This window comes from Clostridioides sp. ES-S-0054-01, assembly GCA_021561035.1.
In the GTDB taxonomy this organism is placed as follows: Bacteria; Bacillota; Clostridia; order Peptostreptococcales; family Peptostreptococcaceae; genus Clostridioides.
Genome location: CP067346.1, coordinates 2,325,074 through 2,345,791 on the forward strand (window position 1 = coordinate 2,325,074; position 20,718 = coordinate 2,345,791).

The 20,718-nt window shown below is 27.0% G+C and carries 17 protein-coding genes; all 17 read right to left on the reverse strand.

What is annotated here, in order from left to right; all coding sequences use genetic code 11:
• Positions 1-2 precede the first annotated feature (2 nt).
• Positions 3-2,360, reverse strand: a complete 2,358-nt coding sequence (locus JJC02_11010; protein UDN53435.1) for a laminin G domain-containing protein — start codon at positions 2,358-2,360, stop codon at positions 3-5.
• Between the two features lie 14 nt (positions 2,361-2,374).
• Positions 2,375-2,899, reverse strand: coding sequence for a hypothetical protein (locus tag JJC02_11015; protein UDN53436.1), 525 nt, complete (start codon positions 2,897-2,899; stop codon positions 2,375-2,377).
• Positions 2,900-2,912: 13 nt separating this feature from the next.
• Positions 2,913-3,992 carry a hypothetical protein gene (locus JJC02_11020; GenBank protein UDN53437.1) on the reverse strand — a complete coding sequence of 360 codons (1,080 nt, stop codon included), beginning with the start codon at positions 3,990-3,992 and terminating at the stop codon, positions 2,913-2,915.
• Positions 3,982-4,197 carry a hypothetical protein gene (locus JJC02_11025; protein UDN53438.1) on the reverse strand — a complete coding sequence of 72 codons (216 nt, stop codon included), beginning with the start codon at positions 4,195-4,197 and terminating at the stop codon, positions 3,982-3,984. Before JJC02_11025 ends, JJC02_11020 begins: the two co-directional genes overlap by 11 nt.
• Positions 4,198-4,248: 51 nt before the next feature.
• Positions 4,249-7,143: a hypothetical protein gene (locus JJC02_11030; protein ID UDN53439.1), complete on the reverse strand. Its 2,895-nt coding sequence runs from the start codon at positions 7,141-7,143 to the stop codon at positions 4,249-4,251.
• Positions 7,144-8,202 carry a hypothetical protein gene (locus JJC02_11035; protein UDN53440.1) on the reverse strand — a complete coding sequence of 353 codons (1,059 nt, stop codon included), beginning with the start codon at positions 8,200-8,202 and terminating at the stop codon, positions 7,144-7,146.
• Positions 8,203-8,234: 32 nt separating this feature from the next.
• Positions 8,235-10,826: an Ig-like domain-containing protein gene (locus JJC02_11040; GenBank protein UDN53441.1), complete on the reverse strand. Its 2,592-nt coding sequence runs from the start codon at positions 10,824-10,826 to the stop codon at positions 8,235-8,237.
• 21 nt (positions 10,827-10,847) lie between these two features.
• On the reverse strand, positions 10,848-11,468 hold the full coding sequence (locus JJC02_11045; GenBank protein ID UDN53442.1) for a hypothetical protein: 621 nt from the start codon (positions 11,466-11,468) through the stop codon (positions 10,848-10,850).
• A 20-nt stretch (positions 11,469-11,488) separates the two neighbouring features.
• Complete coding sequence (locus JJC02_11050; GenBank protein ID UDN53443.1) at positions 11,489-12,487, reverse strand: DUF5011 domain-containing protein; 999 nt, start codon at positions 12,485-12,487, stop codon at positions 11,489-11,491.
• Between the two features lie 90 nt (positions 12,488-12,577).
• Entirely contained in the window at positions 12,578-12,790 is a 213-nt protein-coding gene (locus JJC02_11055) for a holin (GenBank protein ID UDN53444.1), read from the reverse strand.
• 16 nt (positions 12,791-12,806) lie between these two features.
• The gene (locus JJC02_11060) at positions 12,807-13,013 is read right to left on the reverse strand and encodes a hypothetical protein (protein UDN53445.1); all 207 of its coding nucleotides are present in this window, start codon (positions 13,011-13,013) and stop codon (positions 12,807-12,809) included.
• 66 nt (positions 13,014-13,079) lie between these two features.
• A complete protein-coding gene (locus tag JJC02_11065; protein UDN53446.1) occupies positions 13,080-14,066 on the reverse strand; it encodes a hypothetical protein in 987 nt (328 codons plus the stop codon).
• A 202-nt stretch (positions 14,067-14,268) separates the two neighbouring features.
• Positions 14,269-14,538 carry a hypothetical protein gene (locus tag JJC02_11070; GenBank protein UDN53447.1) on the reverse strand — a complete coding sequence of 90 codons (270 nt, stop codon included), beginning with the start codon at positions 14,536-14,538 and terminating at the stop codon, positions 14,269-14,271.
• Positions 14,539-15,009: 471 nt separating this feature from the next.
• Complete coding sequence (locus tag JJC02_11075; protein UDN53448.1) at positions 15,010-15,567, reverse strand: hypothetical protein; 558 nt, start codon at positions 15,565-15,567, stop codon at positions 15,010-15,012.
• 26 nt (positions 15,568-15,593) lie between these two features.
• On the reverse strand, positions 15,594-17,120 hold the full coding sequence (locus tag JJC02_11080) for an FAD-dependent oxidoreductase (protein UDN53449.1): 1,527 nt from the start codon (positions 17,118-17,120) through the stop codon (positions 15,594-15,596).
• A 699-nt stretch (positions 17,121-17,819) separates the two neighbouring features.
• Positions 17,820-19,604 carry a group II intron reverse transcriptase/maturase gene (gene ltrA / locus JJC02_11085; protein UDN56416.1) on the reverse strand — a complete coding sequence of 595 codons (1,785 nt, stop codon included), beginning with the start codon at positions 19,602-19,604 and terminating at the stop codon, positions 17,820-17,822.
• 751 nt (positions 19,605-20,355) lie between these two features.
• Positions 20,356-20,607 (reverse strand): hypothetical protein, encoded by a 252-nt coding sequence (locus tag JJC02_11090; GenBank protein ID UDN56456.1) that lies wholly within the window; start codon positions 20,605-20,607, stop codon positions 20,356-20,358.
• Positions 20,608-20,718 lie beyond the last annotated feature (111 nt).

Here is a 20,718-nt window from a genome sequence, read left to right on the forward strand (position 1 = left end):
TTTTATTTGACATTGTCACTATCAACATATAATTTACAATCTATTAATTGTTTTATATACCTATCATCAATAAGAGTGTCAGTTAATCGATTACATTTTAAATCAGAATTCTTATGATACTCATCTACATCAAATTCAATATCATACACTTTATCTTCTACTGAAATAATTCTATCATTTATATATTTTATATATTTTTGTTCTTCTATTATTTTATTGTTTAAAATATCAAAATTACGCTTTATAACATCAAATAATTCTTTACTAAGCCCTCCACCACCAGTTACTGGAAATTTATCTATATTATTTGGTGGAGGCAAAACTTCATTAAAGTTAATGTTAGTTGTATCAATACAATCCTTTAGATAAATTTTATAAGCTTCAATTACAGCATCTGAATCCATTAAAAACATTAATCTTATGTTATTTGAATTTATTTGTGTAAAACTATTAATATCACAGTATGTAAATTCATTATCATTTGTTGAATATAAAACATTAACACTACCATTACTTAAAAATAAAGGTTTAAAGTGAGTATATGTTTTATCAAATAAAATCTTCTTTACCTCAAAATATTTACTTGTAAGTATTAGACTTTCTTTATCTTTATAAATTTTAAATCTTTTTATAATACGCTTAATATTGTTAAATGTCATTAATAACTCAAATTCATTAAAACCATCATTATAATCGTTTAACAATAAATTGAAAGAAATGTTATTGAAATTATCTACTATAGTTTCTTTTAATGTTCCATTTACAAAAATTTCAAGCTTATTCATTACATTCGATTTATCATTTATTGATAATATTAATTGATTTTCAGATGCTTGGTTTGCCTTCAATATAGGTTCGTAACAATATAGAATATTTGTTGGTGTAAAATTTTCATTGTATATATTCACTTTAGAAATTCTAAACATGCTTAATTCATTAGTAAAACGATAATTACCTCCATCACATCTTTTTGACATATATATGTTGTTGCTTGCATGTTCTTGTGGTATCTCAGATAAAGTATCTATTTTTTTAAGTATACCATTATGATAAATCTTTATATATTTGTAGTCTTTAATTTCAAAAGCGAAATGATGGTAAACACTTTTATCGAAGTTTGAATAATCTATAGAAGAATATGAAGAGGAACTAAGGTAGAATGTTAATTTTTTAGATTCTGTATAAATTAAATATCCTTTGTTAAAAGAAGAAACTCTAGTATCAAATAATATATCTTGTGTACTATTATCATTAAACTTCAAATAAAACTCTATTGAAAAATTTCTAAAATGAGGATTAAAATTTTGTATTTGTAAATATCCAGATTTCATATTATAGAATTTATCAAATTTACCACCATCAGACATTGTCACTCCATTGTTATTTATAACTTTTGGATTATAACTACTATCAACTACTTCTGTTCCATTTAAAAAGAATACTGTATTTTCATCAATCCCTTGTCTGTGATGATATACTTTTTCTTCTACACTTTTAGTATCATTGTATTCAATAACAAATTTTATTTCATTTTCTCCAATTAGATATTTTTCATCATATATAATATCAAATATTAAATTTTCAAAAATATCAATATACTCTTTTTCTAATTCATTGTTTATATAAATTTTAACTTTATTTATAGTAGTTGTATTTGATAATACATTAAAACTTATATGATGTTCGGTTTGCTCCACTACCTCAATATTAGGAGAATAATCATACGGTTCTGTTGGTAATTTAAAATCTTCTGTCCATCTTGCTACATTAGAAATTCTAAATTCATTTATTCTATGGTTTGAATACCTAGTGAAATCAGTTTCCCATCCTCCACCTAAGATTAAATCTCTACCTGTACCATTTATATCTGTTTCATAATCAATAAAAGAACATGCGAATTTTCCATCAATATAAATGCTTAAATTATAATTTTTGTACATAAAACATACATGTTGCCAAGTATTAACCTTTATAGCTTGAGTTGAAGTATTTAATCGTTTTCTTACTGTTGAGTTATTGGTTAACATAATACTAATTAAACCATTATTTTCTATTCTAATAACAAATCCATTATTAACTCCACCTTGATAGTATCCTTTACCTAGAATATCAAAGGTCGTAGGAGTACTCAGTGAATTCATATATAATCTAAAATCTATAGTCCATTCATCATTTAATTTATATGAACCATCTGGAACTCTCAATCGTTGATTTACATTTGTGAAGTTAAAACATTTTCCAAAACAACCATCATCTATAATTTGAGCACCTCCAGAAGTTATCTCTATATTATTAAAACTGCTGTCAGTGAAATCTTCTGCTTTTAAGTACACTAAAGTGTATTTATCAATTCCTTGCATATTATCACCTCACTTTACCTTACATTGTCATTATTTATATCAATCTTACAACCAATTAGATTTTGTATATAGTCATCATTTATCAAAGCATCAGTAAAACTATTTTTATTCAAATTGGTATTTTTATGATACTCATCTACAATAAGTTTTGTTTTTATAAGCTCATCTTCTAATCGATTTACTTCATTCAATACATTAACCACGAACTCTTTTAATTCTAAATTATTATTATTTAATATAACTACATTTTGTTCTAATACTTTTACTCTTTCAACTAGTGGAGTTATATCAGCTCCACCACCAGAACCTCCACTACCGATTTCTCCATTTTCTATCATCTTATTAATAATATCTATATCATTTCTGTTACTTCTTATATTATCTATATTAATACTTATATTGTTCTCTATATTATCTAATTTTTTATTCAATCCAGTAATAGCTTTTATTGGATGTTGATTTTCTATATCCGTATTCTTTAATTGATTATGGTCATTTAAATATTCTGTTTTTCCATATCTTTTTATTCTTACACCCATCTCACCTACCACCTTACATGAATATAATATTAAAACTATATTTGTCATCAATTGTTATACAACTAGAATCCTTTATTATCTTAATTAGAAACTTAGTTGTAGTTCCAGACAATAAACTAATCTCTAGCTCTTTAGACAATTCAGAGCTTCCACTTGAATCCCCATATGGCATCAAATAAGCCATACTATCGCCCTTATCATAACTAGAAACTCCAACTATTTTTAAAATTCCAGTTTTAGTAAAATTACCTTCATTTACTACCTGTAACTCATAAACTCTCTCTTTACCTTGTACTAGCCCTAAATCAAAATCACCATTATCCATATTAGCTTCATTGACAATAAACCTAATTTCTGGTTCAAATGAATACACATCTCCACCGTATAACTTGTCTATAGTTATAGTGTCAGATAATCTACCTCCACTTTCAACTTCTATCCTTACATTATTTATTGGAAAAAGTTTTGATGATAAATCAATAACAACAGAATCTTCAGTATATTTCATATCTACATTTGTAACTATTTCTTTATTATTTTCATCATATATTTTAATACTTTGTGTTTTGTCAATTCCTATAATAGTTATAAAATTACTCTTATACATTTCGCAATTAAATATTTCTAATGCATTTTTATTGTCATTTAGATAATATCCTATAGAATTAGAATCAAGTAATTTTGTACTTCCAAAATCTTCCCAATTTAATCCATCTTTTGATGCTCTAAGATTTAATACAAAGTTATCAGAATACATTACTTTTAAATATGAATAATATATTGGTTCGATTTCTGCTGATAATTCACATTCTATGTAATTTTCAGTAATAGACTTAACTATACATCCACCATTATTAGATTCTTTTGGTTCATATCTTATATGTGTTTGAAATACGTATCCAGAATCTTTTGGAGATGGTATCAATAATTCTGTTTTATCAGTATTTTCAAGTATTTTAATAGAATCACCTGTAAAGGTGATTCTATTGTTGTCACTTGGAAATATATCCCATAGAGGATTCATTGTACCATTAAATTCCTCACTAAATATATGTCCTGTAGATATTTTATTCAATTTTTTTTTACTCTGCATGAACTTCAACCCTTATACTAGTTACTTTACATATCTGAAAATTTTCATACCCGTATTTTTTCACTAGTGATTTAGTAGTTGCTATTGCTGATTGTAAAGTTGGCATGTCACATACCACCCTCCAAAATTCATTTGCTTCATTTGGTGGTCCAGATAATTCATTTTGATTTACTTTTTCTTTATATTGAATTTGATAATTTACCATAAGATTTCTTCCCTTCCTTTATTTTGATAGTTATTTAGTAATTTTTATTTGTTATTTCTTAATTACCCTTCGCTTCCCTTTTTCTTTATTATCATGATGCTTAAACATGTAATCCTTAAATGTATCAAGTGCATATGCAACTTGTACTGAATTTTGAATTCCTAATTTAACTTGTGTATCTTCTATCGACTCACCTGCAATGGTTAGCATATCTATCAAATACTCTACAGTTTTGTTTGTTTTACCAAGCTTTCCAAGATACTTTATATTAACGGATTTATTGAACATATCTTTTATTTTAAAAACTGCTATATCTATAAAAGATTCCTCATTATCATAAAAAAACAAAATTTCTACTTCCTTAACTTCTTTTGGAATTTTTAAATCTATATTATGAGATGGTTTTTCATCTCCTAAAAATGTATAAATATCTTCCCCTATATGTATCTCTAGCACACCACTATTTTCCATATAGGCTTTAAATTTTAGCTGTAAATCAAATTCTTGATTAACTTTAAATTTTAACTTGGAATTTACACCTTTTTCTTTACTTGATAAAACAAAGTCATCTGTCAATTCTAAGTTATCAATATATAATATATTTTTTTCTAAATTTCCTAATGTTTTATTAGAATAATCAATCTCACAATCTTCTCTTATATATACAACTTCATACTCTGAATTGCACAATATACTCATTTCTGAATACCATAGGAAAAGTTTTAAGGTTCTTTCAAGATGTGGTATTTTGCATCTATCCCAATAGTATTTTTCACCTATATATTTCATTGTTGAATCTAATAAATCTTTTATGGCTTTTTCAGGTTCTATCCCAGCATATCTGTAAATATTATGCCTCCATTGATTGTATAGTGTATCAAGAACATACTTCATAACAGAAACATCAATATTTATAACATCTATTGCTATATTTGCAAAATAATCAACTGGATTTTCTATAGGCAATTCAATTATTTGATTTCCTGCCTGTGTGTATTTTTTTACATACTTGTCCTTATCTATTATTATGAGGTTATCACCAAATATCGTATCTTTATATATGTTATAATCAAAACCATTTTTGGGAAGAATCAATTCGTCTTCACTTCCGTCTATTACTACGAATTCAGGAAAATATTCTGTCGCAACTCCAAAATAACCATCATCATTTTTATATGTAGGTAACTTTGAAAGTTTTAATTCAATTGGCGATTCATTAGATGATACACCCTTGATTTTTTTTATTATTCCAAATTGAATTTGATACATATTATAAAGATTACTATTGTATTTATATAGCTCATCTATATGACCTAAAACATTTAACAAATTCCCCTCTTTATAAAAATTTATCAGATTATAATCATAATCTATTTTAAAGTCATTTTTTTGTATTGTTCCTTTTTCAAATTCTTTATTTATTAAGAGTCTATATTTGCCACTTTCTAATAGTTTATATACATAGTTTTCAGATACATATAATGACGGCTTTAAAAGATAATCTGGATATATAGTTAGGTCAATAGTAGATAAATTACCCTCATTATATTCTCCAGATAACTTATGTTCAGTTATAGAGGTTTCCTTATTATTAGACTTTGACATTAATAAGTTATATTCATCATTTTTAAAATCAAACTTTGGGTTGTAGTATTTTGAAAATAAGTCTATACTAGAAATATAAATTTTTCGGTTGTCAGACATTCCTATACTTACATCTAAATTATATAAGTTAAATGTAGGTTTCCCCTTTACAAAATCATAACTATCAAGTATCTCATATATTTGAATATTTGAACCTTCATGTGTAAAATTTTTAATATTATCTATAATATGAAGACTACCATCTATATTTTTTTCAATACTATCTAGTAAATAATATGGCTCCATATAATCTTCACCTTTATATAAATTATATTTAGATTCTAAAAATGTTTGTATTTTACCTGAATATCCCTTTGATAAATATTTTTTATCTTCTATAAGTATTTTATTATTAAAACTATTTCGTAGTTTTATGTTATCATTTATTAAAACCTCTGGTACGTTTGTTATATCAATAAAATAAGGCAAATTAATATATGCATTAGCTGAAGAATTTGATGTAGACGTTTTATTTTCTTCCACAGAAATCTTTCTCAAATCTCCATCCTTTATAAGATTTTGTAAATCTATGGATAAGTTCTTAATATAGCCTTCAACTAATTTAGGCTTTTCTACAAATATTTTATTATTTATTGAACTCTCAACGTTTATAAAATCATTTACATTTACTTTTTTATCTAAATCTCTTACATTTTTTTCAAAATCAAATATATATGTATCATTTTCCGTGTCACTTATGTTTATAGCTATAGTATCTCCAAAAACTTGTTTACTTGGTGTATCTATCATATCTCCATAGTCATAATTTTTTAGATATTTATCAACATTGCTTACTTCAGCTGTATTATCTTGGAAAAATAAGGTATTTTGATTAGTCTGAAGCGTATTATAATCTTTATTTATTTGTATTTTATCTCTAGTGTTTTTATATTCTACAAATATCATATGCTCTATAATTGATTTATCTAAATATTGATCTTCTCTACTTAGATACTTTAATGTATTATTAGAATTTCTAAACCTCTTACAATCTTTATAGCTACTTATATATTCACTAATATTTCTATCATATAGCTTTTCATATATTTTATTTATATAGATACTAACAACTGATGGTTGTCGTAAAGACTTCTTACTTTTTATAAAAGTTTTCTGTTTTTTACTAATACACATTGACTTTCCGTCATTCTTTAACATCAACAAAGTATTATCTATACTACTTTTTGTATGTTCACATTCTACCTTATAAAATAAACCTATAGCATTTTCATCACCAGAAAGATTATATTTAAAATTAGCACTGACGAAAACGCCAGTGCTAAACTTAAAAGTTGCAATCATCTATTCTTCAATTATAGCTAATATCTTAGCTGAATATATCTTAGAAGCCTTAACTTCTTCTGAAGTTTCTTCTCCTGATAAAACAGTGATTTTAGCTTCAATTTTTAAATTAAAACTGAAGTCACCAGTGCTAGAACTAGGTCTCACTATTGTGGCTTTATAAGAAAGAGACTGACTATCAAGCTCTAATTTTATATTTGCTGATGTTAAATCTTCACCTTCATTATCAAGTGCCGAAAAAGTCAATAACATATTTTCAACTTTAGCAGGCAATGTAAAGTTATCACTAAGTTCTGTTAATGATTTATTTGGTGCAATATATGAAGCAAAGTCAAAAGTTTTTACAAAATCATCTACTTTTTCTTGATTAGTAGGTTCTTGTTTAAGTATTCTAATATTAGTTATAGTTTTTGTAGATGTAAGTTCGCCTTTAGTAAGTGTTGCTGTAACAGATACAATACTATCACCATCTTTATATGCAGGTCTAGTAACTACTCCCTTATCACTCAAACAAGTAGAATTGCTTGTAGTCCATGTTATCGCTATTTCATTTCCTATTGTAGTTGGAAGTATTAAGTCAGTTGTAACCTTATTTATATCAGTATTTTTATTTCTAATAAGTTCCCAAGTTATTGCATTGGCTGCAGATTCAACTTCACCTTCTTGGGTCCATGCTGGTACTGTAACTTTAAAGTCTTTACTTCTACTTACACTTCCCTTTGACACAATGACGTTTATAGTAACTTTTGCATCTTGTTCACCAAATACGGGTCTTGTTACTTTTCCTGATTGACCTATTATATTTGGGCTAGAAGACGACCATACTATAGTTGAACCACAACTACCTTTTTGTATAAATGTCAGATTTTCTGTAACTATATTTGGTATAGATATGTTTCCTATATCCTCTAGAACACTTTGTAAATCAGTTCGCTTCGATGCTTTTACAAGCACCTTAAATTTTTTAGTTTTAGAGACTTCTCCAGATTTTACATTAGCAGATAAATAGATTTCCTTATCTCCTTCATAGAAATCTGGTCTATTAATTATACCTAACATTAATATTCATCCTTTCTATTTCTCATCATATTTTATATAACAGGTTCTTCTTGTGAATCTGATTCGTCCAATTCATCTGTAGAATTTACATTTACTTCAGTTTGAACTTTTCTACTTTTATATCTAACAGTTATAACGGCTCCACCTATTTTTATCCCTGCTAATTCTCCCTTTTGAGAAACAGTAACTATACTTTCATTTGATGAAGTCCAAACTACTTTATCATCTACTACTATTTCTTCTCCTTCAAGTAAAGAAAGAGATTTTTTTTCTCCAACTGCTAAAGTTGGATTTTCAGGAGTTATTTTTAATTCTATTGTAGGTTCTTCAACATCTGCTCCTTTAGAAAAACTCACTATATTCGTATCAGAAGAATCCCATGTTATCTCTAATCCATTATTCGTTTTATCAGCAAAATAAACTGATTCTTCATTATTTGTACAAGAATAAATATCTTTATACATATCTTGTATTTCTCTTAATGCAGCTTCACACTTAGAATCATCATTACTTTCATTGTATTTAAGTTCTTTTAATATTCCCACACCGTATCTTTCATTTGGAGAATTTGCAAAAGGAGTATAAGGAGTAGTTAGTGGAAGGTATATGTATGTTTCTTCTGGTTTATCTTCGTACTTCTCAAAAGTTTTATTTACTATTAATTCATCAAATGGGAAAAGTGATTCAGCATCTATCACTATCATACCTGATAAAGCTCCGCGAACACCTTCTGCACTATGCACAATTTTTATTCTATCTGCAAAGTATTCGTTTGTATAAACTGATTTACCATACATATGTTTTTTCATGAATTGCTCTGTTGATGAGAACATAAAATAGTGACTTTGGAAATAGTCAGCAGAGTCTGTTTTATACATTGCAAAATCTGTTGTTCCATTTGCTGTATGTACACCATAAGTTTGATGGTATTTTATATCTATGAGATTTCCATACTTATCTCTATTTGAACCACCTTCTTGGGTAGTTCTTTCTTCTACTTCATCAAAACCTAGATAAAAATAAATTGGTCTTTCAACCATTCCATCTTGTGAACCATAGATATAGTAGCTTAAGTCATTTAAAAGACCTTTTCCATCATTTTGTGCTACATATCTTCTAATATAGTTGTATAGGTCTTGTTCATTATAAGTTACCTGAACTTCTACTGTCATATCTTTTACTATTGGTTTATCTATAGTTATTGGCAATTCAGATGGAAAAGTAACTCTTTCCCTTGATATAGATGTTCTTGCATTAGTTGTAATACAATATGTTCCATATCCGTTATAATATTTTACGTTTGGATTCATTAATCCAAACTCAGATACAAATTCATTGTTTACAGAAGCACCTATTGTAATTTGTAAACTAGGTTCATATATAGTCGTTTTACCACCTGCAATATTTGCTTCAAAATCTCTTGGTACATCTCTCCTATTATAGGTATATTTTATTACAGTATCTACTGGTCTAGTACTAAGTAGTGAATTATTTAACCAAGGGAATGTACCTATATTTACCCATGCTGACTTAGACCCTGCATTTGATATAACACTCTTTCCTGATGTTTTGCCACCATCAGTTCCAAGTATATTAACTCCATTAAAAGGCTCACTATATTTGATATTAAACTTTGGTATAGAAGGTACAGATGAAGAAGTTGTAAATATACCAAAATTTCCAGCTATGTCCTTTTTAGCAAAATCAAAACTGTCAATAGAACCTATATATGCTTGACCAACCAAATATCTATTGTCCTCATAATCTACATTTGGATTACCTGTCACATTTATAAGTACTCTATTTGGATGTATATTAGCAAGTACTCTTATTTTAGTTTTATTATTTAAAGAAGATGTAATAGGTATTCTTAAAAGAGCATCTGAACCAGTTATACCAAGTTCTGATTTAAATTTTTCATCAAAATCTGTAAACCAAGATAGTTTACACCATTCAGATGAAGCAGAATTAAATTCAGATATATCACCAGTTACCATATCTATAACATTTTCTGCTGGTCCAGAATAATCCTTATTTGGATTATCAAAAATTCTCATATAGCAGTTGTGATAGTTTCTAGCTTGTGCATCTTTTACACCAGTTTTTAGATTTACAACTTTTGGTACAGTTTTTCCATCTCGTTGTTGAGTGGGGTCATCCAATTCTGTATCACATAAATATTTTGGAAAGTACACTTCCAGATACATAACTGTATTTTCTTCTATATCATTATCCAGAAGCCCATATTTTGAAATTTCATCAGAACCAACTTTCGTTGTTTGCTGAGTAATTCTATCAGATGGTCTCGTAACAGCTCTTACAACAACAGAATCAGTTATTTTAGAAATTTGGTCCTTAGTTATTATTTCATATTCGCCTGCATTTATCTCATCAAAAGAAGAAACTTCTCTATCTTTTATAAGTTTAAAGTTTGGATTTGGATACACTATATTCCAACAATCCTCTTTTGAAGGCAAAGATTTTCTCATTAAATTTCCAGATATATCTTTTACTTCTTTAGTATAATTCCCTAAAGCTAAAACATTTGCTAAATCTTTTACAAAACTATCTGCATCTGTTTTAAACTCATGGAAGACAAAATCTTTTATTTCATTACTTAACATATTTAATTTTCCTTTCTATCTTTAAATTGGTTCTGGGTCTTTTAACATTCTTATACCAAACCATAATTTCTTAGAAGTACCACTATCATTATGAAATTTTAAAACTACTCTTGAATCTGGAGGTGCTGCATATACATATGTAGATGAACCTAAGAAAAGACCTTCTTTTACTTCCCCCAAGTACCAATCCTTAAACCACAATTGTCCATTAAAATATAAATTATAGTGGTCATTTTCTCCATATCCACTACATGTAACAGATATAGCAAGAATCTCAACTTCAGATGGAGGTAAAACTATCTCTTCTTCAAATACTCCTCTAAGTGCTGGAACTTCTAGCAATCTCATATAATTATATGGCTGTGTTTTTGATGCAAACCCTCTTATACTTCCTATCTCTTTTATTTCATTGACTATATTAACTTCATTGAGGTTATCTATATTAGAAACAGACTCAAGCTTTTCTACATTTTTCACTTGCTCTAAGTTTTCAATATTTTTAAGAATCTCTATGTTTTCTATTTCAGATAAACTATCTATCTTATCTATACTCTCTATATTATTTATTTCTTCTATATTTCCAACTTTTTTTATTCTATCTAAGTTACCACCAGCACTATAAGCGACATTAAAGTTACCCATAATTTCACCTCTATTATTTATTAAACTTCTTCTTTAGATGTTGGTTCTACTTCTATATTCTTGTCCTCAACACCAGTTAATACAGGAGGTATATTATCTATTACAGATACTAGTCTGACTGCCACAGTTTCATTTGATGATTTATCAGATACTTTATAAGTAACTTGATACTCTTTTACGACAGATGTATCAACTAAATCCCCACCTTCAACAGTTATCAAATCTGTTAAATCTCCATCAACTTCATCTACAGCTGTTACACCCTCTAGAGCATCAAAGTTATCATTTAAGTTTAATGTTAAATCATCTATACCTGAAAATACTGGTTTAACAGTATCAACAACAGTGACTTTTCTTACAGCACTTGCTTCATTATTTGCAACATCTGAAACTTTGTATGTTAATATTTGTTCTCCTAAAACAGAAGTATTAACCACTCCTTCTATTACTATCTTAGAAGTTAAATCTCCATCTATATTATCATTGGCAGTAACTCCAGCTTTTGAATCAAATGTTGATCCATATTCTACAGTACAATCTTCAACACCAGATAATATAGGTGCTATGTTGTCAACAACTGTTATTACCCTATTTACTGTACTTTTATTTTTAGATTTATCTTCTACAGCATAGACAATGTTATTGTCTCCAGGTATGGTATTATCAACTACACCCTCTATAACTATAGAGTCAGTTAAATCTCCATCTATATCATCTATTGCTGTAACTCCATCCCTTAAGTCTAGTTCTTCCAATAAATTTATAGTCTTATTATCAGCACCACTTATTATAGGTGCACCTGTATCTACAACTGTTATTATTCTATTTGCTGTCGTTACATTTCCAGATTTATCTGGGGCTGAGTATTTCAAAGTATATTGCCCAATTACATTCACATTGACTTCACCTTCTACTGTGACAAGTTCTGTCACATCACCGTCTATATTATCTATAGATCTAACTCCTTGCATTGGGTCAAAAGAACTCCCTCTTGGTATCTTCAAATCATTAAAAATCATAATACTATCTCCCTTGTTTTTTATTTTTGTTATAAATATTTTTGAAAAGTTTTTTAGAACGTAAATATGTTAGCTACTTAAGAAAATCTATTACTTATCATCTAAATACCACTTATTTTCTGTAGAATTGTCATTCAATATTCCAAGTGCTGTGAGTAATGCTAAAAAGCAATTTACTATATCAGAATAATTTTTCGGTAATATATTAACATCTCCAAAAGATTGTATTGTAAGTACCAACATTGCTGATAGAGAAACCCAAAATCCTCTGTTTCTCAATCTCTTTTTTAAATAATTCTTCATGTGTTTTCTCCTTTGACTAACGTTTTATTTTTTTACGTTGTTTTTTAGGAATATTTGGAGTTAATGTACAATAAGTTATATAACCTAGACTTTCACTAGACTCTTTTCTTGCTTGATATAAACAATCTTCTTTTTTAATACAATAACAACATTTTATTCTTACTGCTTTTGAATAAAGCTCTTCTTTATCTTTCTTTTTAATATTTTTTTGCTTAACAGCCATATATTCACCCTCCTTATTAATACTTTTCATTTTCTGAATATACCAACTATCTTTCTCTATTGTAAATTATTTAGTAAAAAATTCTCTTATTTTTGATTTATTCCATAGTGAATTACAAATATCTTTTTTATAAATTACAGATAACATACAAGAATTTATTAGTTCATCAATTCTAATTTCTATGTAATTTAGATTATCTTCCTTTATTTCATTAATTAAATTAAAATCATCCTTTAAAGCACTTAAATTCATAAAATTATTTATAAATGTATTTATATCATGCTTGGCTAAAAATATATTGTGCAAAGAAGCATCTATATTTCCATGAACACTTTTATCATTAAATAAATCATTTTTCATAGTTTTATTTATGAGATTAAACTTTTTACTTAAAATAATATGAGTTTCTGAATTTATTGGCTTTTCATTTTTGTTATTCTCAATCATATATAATTCTTTAACTATTTTTTCTATATCATCACAGTATTCTAATAAAATAAATACAATTTGAATATCATAATATAAAGAAAAATAATTTATATTATGATTACTTTTTTCATATTCATATTGATTTACTTTATCAATAAACGAATAATCTACCTCATCAAATAAATAGTCATTCTTTTTAGTTGTATACATCCCCATTACGAAAACTTTCCTTATATTCAATAATTCATTTTTTATATTTAAAATTTCTAAGTAACTTTCAAACTTAGAGTCACCATATAAATTATTAAAATTTTCAATTTTTAGTATGTTTTGTTCCTCTTCTGTCATGGAAATACAATACTGTTTCATAATTTTGTCTTGGTATGCACCATTTTCTATCAAACTCAAATAGGATTCTGATAATGATATAATTTTATTTAATTTTGATACTACGCTTGAGGGATGGTACTTTTCAAATGATTTCAAAATATTGGTTTTATAATCCCTAACTGTTATAGGTTCATTTGTGTACTTTATTGATTTATATTCAAAATTATCAAATTTCCCTACTTCTAGATTAGGTCTATAGCTTAATACATCTTCTTCCTTTATACTTTTATTCATACTCTTTAAGCCTTTCTTGTTTAAAATATCTTAGATTAGTATACTTAAGCTTGTTAGCATTATTTAAATGCTAACAAGCTTATTTGGGATTATTAGATTTGTTGGTATTGCGTGGATTTTTGATGGGACATATTTTTCATTCACTAGCTAATATACCTTATATAATATATACTTTGTTAAATTAAAAAGCATATTTGTTACTTTATATAAAATTTTTTTTTAATTTATTTTCAATATCTGCTAAAGTATTTCCATATGTAAAGTCAGTTATGCTCATATCCTTTGCTACATTATGATTCAAATTTTCATCATAAGCTAACTTATAATACTTAAGTTTATTTTGAAAGTTATTTTTTGTATTTACTATTAACTCTCTATGATTTTCATCTACTTTTACAACTACACCCAAATACTTATATCCTTTTTCCATAGCATGTTTAAAACAGCTCTCTAAATTGATTTTTTTTGACATCTTTTCCCCCTATTATATTTAACTTTTTATATTTATTTATATACATGTATACAATGATTAATTTTCGTATCATAAAAATTAATATTGTATAAAAAATATTCTACCTATCACACTATTTAATTTATTAAAATTTACATTATTAAATATAATTTTAAAATTACAATAGTAAAATACTTAGTTTTTGCCAAACGTCAAAGAATATTTATCATCTATATATATACCTATACAGTTCTCCATTTTGTAACAAAAAACAAAATTTATATTACGCTTTTTGTAGAATATATGTATTTAACATAAAATATTATCTTTATAATTATATACTCTTTTAAATATTTCAAATTAATTTTCATAATATAAGAAATTATACAATATCTTATACAAATACAGAGAATAAAAAATGGATTTAATTCATCATATAATTTCTTGAAATCTAATATGAATAAAACTAAATCCATTGCAATCAATTTTAAATTATGCATTTGATTTTTTTACTATAAAAGGAATAGTTATAATTGTACCTATTAAAGCATCTACCATATCAATCATAGTATCTTCTAGTCCACCAGCTTGTGTAGTAGTGCCAATAAAAGTATCCATTAAAAATTCACCTATTTCCCACAAACTAGCTACTCCCATACTAAACATAAATACAAATATAACTAAGAATATTTTGCTCATTTTACTTACATCTTTTTGTATATAAAAATATCTAATCATGGAAAATGCTACAATACTAGATATTATTCCTGACCATAGATGTAAAAAATCATCATAATAATTTATATCATAAAAATTAAAACAAGTCCCTAACAATGATGAAAACATTATAAATAAGGCAAGAACTAGATATAGTTCTTTACTTAAAAGTCTTTCATTATGCTTATTTAAAAATCTAAGTATAAAAGTACCAATTAAGCTGATTGCTACTAATCCTACACTTCCAAATTCTCTATTCATAACAAAAAATATAGCACAGAAAACATATACTATATATAATAATATAGTTATTGGTTTTAAAAGTTTATTCATACACACTTTACCTTTCTAAAACAATTCTATAATAACTTAGGATTAACATCATTATCACCATGTCCATAAAGCTTTAATGGCTTAAGAGCTGGTCCTTCAAGTATATTTCCCTTATAATCGAATCTTGAACCATGACATGGACAATCCCATGTTTTTTCTTCACTATTAAAATTAAGTTCACATCCTAAATGAGTACATGTAGTATCTACAATATAAAATTCTCCCATATCGTCTTTATACACACCATATCTTTTCCCATCGATATTGACAATCTTTCCTTCTCCATTGTTCTTAGGCATATCTCCACTACCTATTTTTAATTTTCCACTTACATAATTTATTGCTACATTTGCATTTTCCTTTATAAAATCTTTTGAAAAGTAACTACCTAATCTTGATGGATTAAAAGTATCTTTATAATCAGAATTATTATTTACTATCAAATCTTTTATTATTATTCCTGCAGCAGTTCCATTAGTAATTCCCCATTTAGAGAACCCTGTAGCTACATAAATATTGTCTTCTCTTTTATTGATATAACCTATATAAGGAACATTATCAAAACTCATATTATCTTGAGCTGACCATTTGCACTTAAAATCTTTTACCTTAAAAACCTTTTTTCCATAATGCTTTAAGTCATTAAATATTTCTTTCTCAGTTCCTCCTTGACCAACTTTATGGTCTCCTCCTCCAAAAATTAGTAAGTTCTCATTTCCATCATTATATTGTCTAAAAGTTATGGATGGGTCATCTATACTTATAAACATACCATCTGGTAATTTATTTTCTAAAACTGCTGCCATTAAGTAAGCACGTTCTGCATATTCTTTTGCAAAATAAAAATTCAACCCATCATACCATGGACTATGAGATGAAATTATAACATTTTCAGCTTCTATTATATTATTTTCTCTTGTCTTAACTCTACATATTTTTCCTTTTTCTAAATCTACTACTGGTGTCTCTTCATATATTTTTACACCTAAATGTACTGCTATTTCTGCTAATCCATCAATATACTTCTTTGGATTAAATTGACCTTGATTAGTGAAACTAATAGCTCCCTTTATGTCTAATGGAATATCTGATATAGTTTCATGATACTCACAATCTACTCCTATTTTCTTGCATGTACGATATTCATCCTTTATATCCTTTATAGTATCTTCCTTTTCTGTAAATACAAAAGATGGTTCTCTTTTAAAATCACATTTGATATTATTCTCTTTTATTATTTGCTCAATTAAGTTTAGAGCTTCATTATTTGCATTATAATATGATTTTGCTTTATCTAATCCATATTTTTTCTCTATCTTAGAATAAAATATATCATGCTGACAAGTTACCTTACCAGTATTTCTTCCTGAAGTTCCATATCCTATTTTATCAGCTTCAACAAGTGCTACTTTTTTACCCTCTTTTGCTAATAAATATGCAGTTGTCAATCCAGTTATTCCTCCACCTACTATAAGACACTCTACTTTTATATTTTCGCCTAACTTTTTATATTCCTTTGGATTTGAATTTAAAAACCAATATGATTCGTTCATTTAAAATACTCCTTTACATATTAAATAATAATAGTTTTCCCATCATATGGTTTATTTATTATAAATAATGTAAAAATAAATACATTACTTAATCATAAACAATATACTTAATCATAATAGATATAATAAATTTATTAATCATATATACTAACTGAATTTTAAAATATTATTTTAATAAAATATTATAATTACTAAGTACCTTAAATTATTATGCTAGATAAAACACTAACAGCAAAAACAGAGACTGTAAATATCCCAAAATACATATATAAAATCTTTAAATTACAACAGACATATGATTAAAACGTATTATATATAGATTAATATCTCCTTTTCAAAAATTAGAAAATGGGGTACATTGAAAAAGAAATTAGTGACTATAAATACCGGTACTAAAACTTATATACTCACAAACCGAGAAAAATTAGGATTGAAGTATCAAAAAAATCATTTAAATAAACTTGGTACAAAAATTGAATCAAAAATACAAAAAAGTGAACTTTACATATAAAGTTCACTTTTTATATAAATTTTTATCTTATAAATAGTGATAGGTAAGATTTTGAAGTCATCTCCATCTTTTCCCCCACTTCACACCGTACATGAGAGTTTCCTGCTCATACGGCGTTCCATCGAAATACCAATAATTTGAATAATTAATATTAAGATATTATCAAGAATAAATTATTATTTCATTTATCATGCAACATTTATCTTATTTAGATTACAAAGTACTCTGTATTTGTTTACTTTATTAATTTGAGTTTTATTTAGCGAAAGTTCTTTTACTATTTTATTTATTAACTCTTCATCAACTGTATGTATTAATTTATGTACTCTACCTTCCATTATTACAAGATTTTGATAGCTATCATCACCACCCAAATGTTTTGGTATTTTATGATGACAATGGAAGTGAAAAGTTTTAAGAACCCATTTTGTTATTGCACACTGACCATTTTGTGCTGAAAATAGTGATATTCTATTATCATTATATTCTACACTCTCATTCTTCGAGAAATATCTCATCATATCTGCTATCCTACTTGTTATTGTAAGTTTTAAATAATCATGAACTAATTCTCTTCCTCTTTCTGTGTAATCACAGGTTTCTTGTTTAAACTGCATTGGAGGTCTTGTTTTTACGTATGAGATTGGTATTAGTGCGTATTGGCAATAATATTTAATCGCTTTACTTTCTCCATAATATTTCTCAATTACATTATTCTTTGTTCCTGTTTTTGTTGCAAAAGGTTTAAGCCTGTTTTTCATATACTTCAGAACATTATATTCTATAGTATGAAAACTCTTACAAACATGAGAAGCACTATCATAATAATTATGATAACCAAAAATCATTTGATTTAGCTTTGCTAACTCAACCTTTGGTTTATCAGAGTGTTGTATAACTTTAATTTGTCTTTTAATTTTATCTGTCAGATTATTAACTGCTTTATTTGACATACAGCTTTTAATTGTATACTTATCTTTTTTGTTACCATTATAGTCTTTTATTCCTTTTCTGTGAATTTTCATTTTAAGTCCTAAAAATTCAGAATAATGCTTTCTTAAATTTACAATTTTTGATTTATCTTGGTTAATTTCAAGAGTTAATCTATCTTTCAACCAATCTGTAATTGCTATTTTAATTCTACAGGCAGTTTTATAATCTCTACAAAATATTTTAAAATCATCTGCATATCTTACGATGTGCATTTCTTTTAGATTTGTTCCTTTTAGTGCTCTGCAATGTGCTAATTGACAGCTATACTTATGTTTAGTTGGCATACCATAGAACTGTGAGTGTATCCACCAGTCAAGTTCATTTAGAACTATATTTGATAGTAGTGGAGATAATATCCCCCCTTGTGGAGTTCCTTTTTGTTGTATACCTTCACCTATAACTTCACACTTTAGCATTTTTGATATAATACTTATTACCCTTTTATCTCTAATGCCCAAGCTATACATTTGTTTTAATAATTTACTATGATTAACATTATCAAAAAATCCTTTTAAATCAATATCGACTACATAATGTAAATCTGCTCTCTGCATCAAATGATAGCATCTTGATATTGCATGTTTTGCGCTTCTATTCGGTCTAAATCCAAAACTATAGTTATAAAATTTTGCTTCACATATCGGTTCTAATACTTGCTTGATACATTGTTGAATAATACGGTCTTCAATCGTTGGTATTCCTAATGGTCGCATTTTCCCATCGTGCTTTGGTATAAATATTCTTCTAATGGCTTGAGGATTGTAATTTACAAGTCTTTTTCTGACATATAATATTATTTCTTCCTCACTCCATTTCTTAATATCTTTAATTGTATGTGGGTTGCTACCTTTTGTTGTACTACCTTTATTTGACTTTATTGTTCTATATGCTAAAAGGATATTTTCTTCACTTATGATTAATTCATATAGTTTATAAAAATTTTCATTTCTTTCTGCTCTTGCATATAAATTATCAAACATTTTTTGAGTTCCATAATATTCATTATATCTAAGAATATCCTTTTTCTTTTCTTCTTGATTTCTATCTATCAAAGTCACGTCCCATCAAAATAAATTTGACAGTACATTCTCTTAGTCTTACTCGAACCTTTGAAATTATCTTTTATGATAATAATATTATATTTTAATTATTAATATTTCCGACTAAAGCCCATCCCTCCACAGATTATTATCTCTGTTTCCTTGGTACTATGGCTTCACTATCACTTGGATTAAGATAAGTTATAGTTAAATACCTTTCCTTATCAACACTTCATCAGAATTGAATTTCCTCCATGTTCCAAGCTTTCCACGTTCCTATAGCTTTAGCTATACATATATCTTTAGGTGCTTCCTTTAAGCCCGTCAGCTTGATAGTGCCTATAACACTATAAGGTCTTTCATAAAGTCAAATCTTACTAAACCTCACTGACACCTCACAAGAGGGTGTAGCATTTCTACTACTTAGAACTAAGGACCCGTACATTCGGAAGTTCGTCAGTACTTATAATACATTCTCACCATGGATATTTTGTAGCCTCACGGTCTATAGATTGCATTGCATACCTCTATGCTACTTTCCTCAGCTTCATTCATTAAATACATGAAATTCTCTGTTAGGGCAATTTTCAACCTGCCTTACCCAGCTTCATACAATCAAATATTCAACTTCTCATGCATGTGGGGACTATTAGAGAGAGCATTTCAGGGCGTTACTCCATCATTCTACTCTTCAAGCTATAAGTTCTAATTGAATAAATTCAATTGTCGCATCCTTAATATTTCTATCTTTCTGCGAAACGTGTCGCACTAACTCAGTAATTAATGTACCTATACCTGATGTACAAACTATTATGGTTTTGAAAACCTTATCTTTGCTATTATAAGATGCTCTTTCAACAGCTCCTCCTATATGTAGAGCTATGTTTGCAACTTCATCCTCATTGATTTCTATCTTTAAACATCGATAAATTAATTTTATCACAATTTTATGTTCTTTATTTAAAATATTTTTTAGTGTTTGGTTAGTAGTTGTAAAATGTAAAAGTATATCTTTATGCAAAATTAACCTAAATTTTACATAATTTCTTTACTT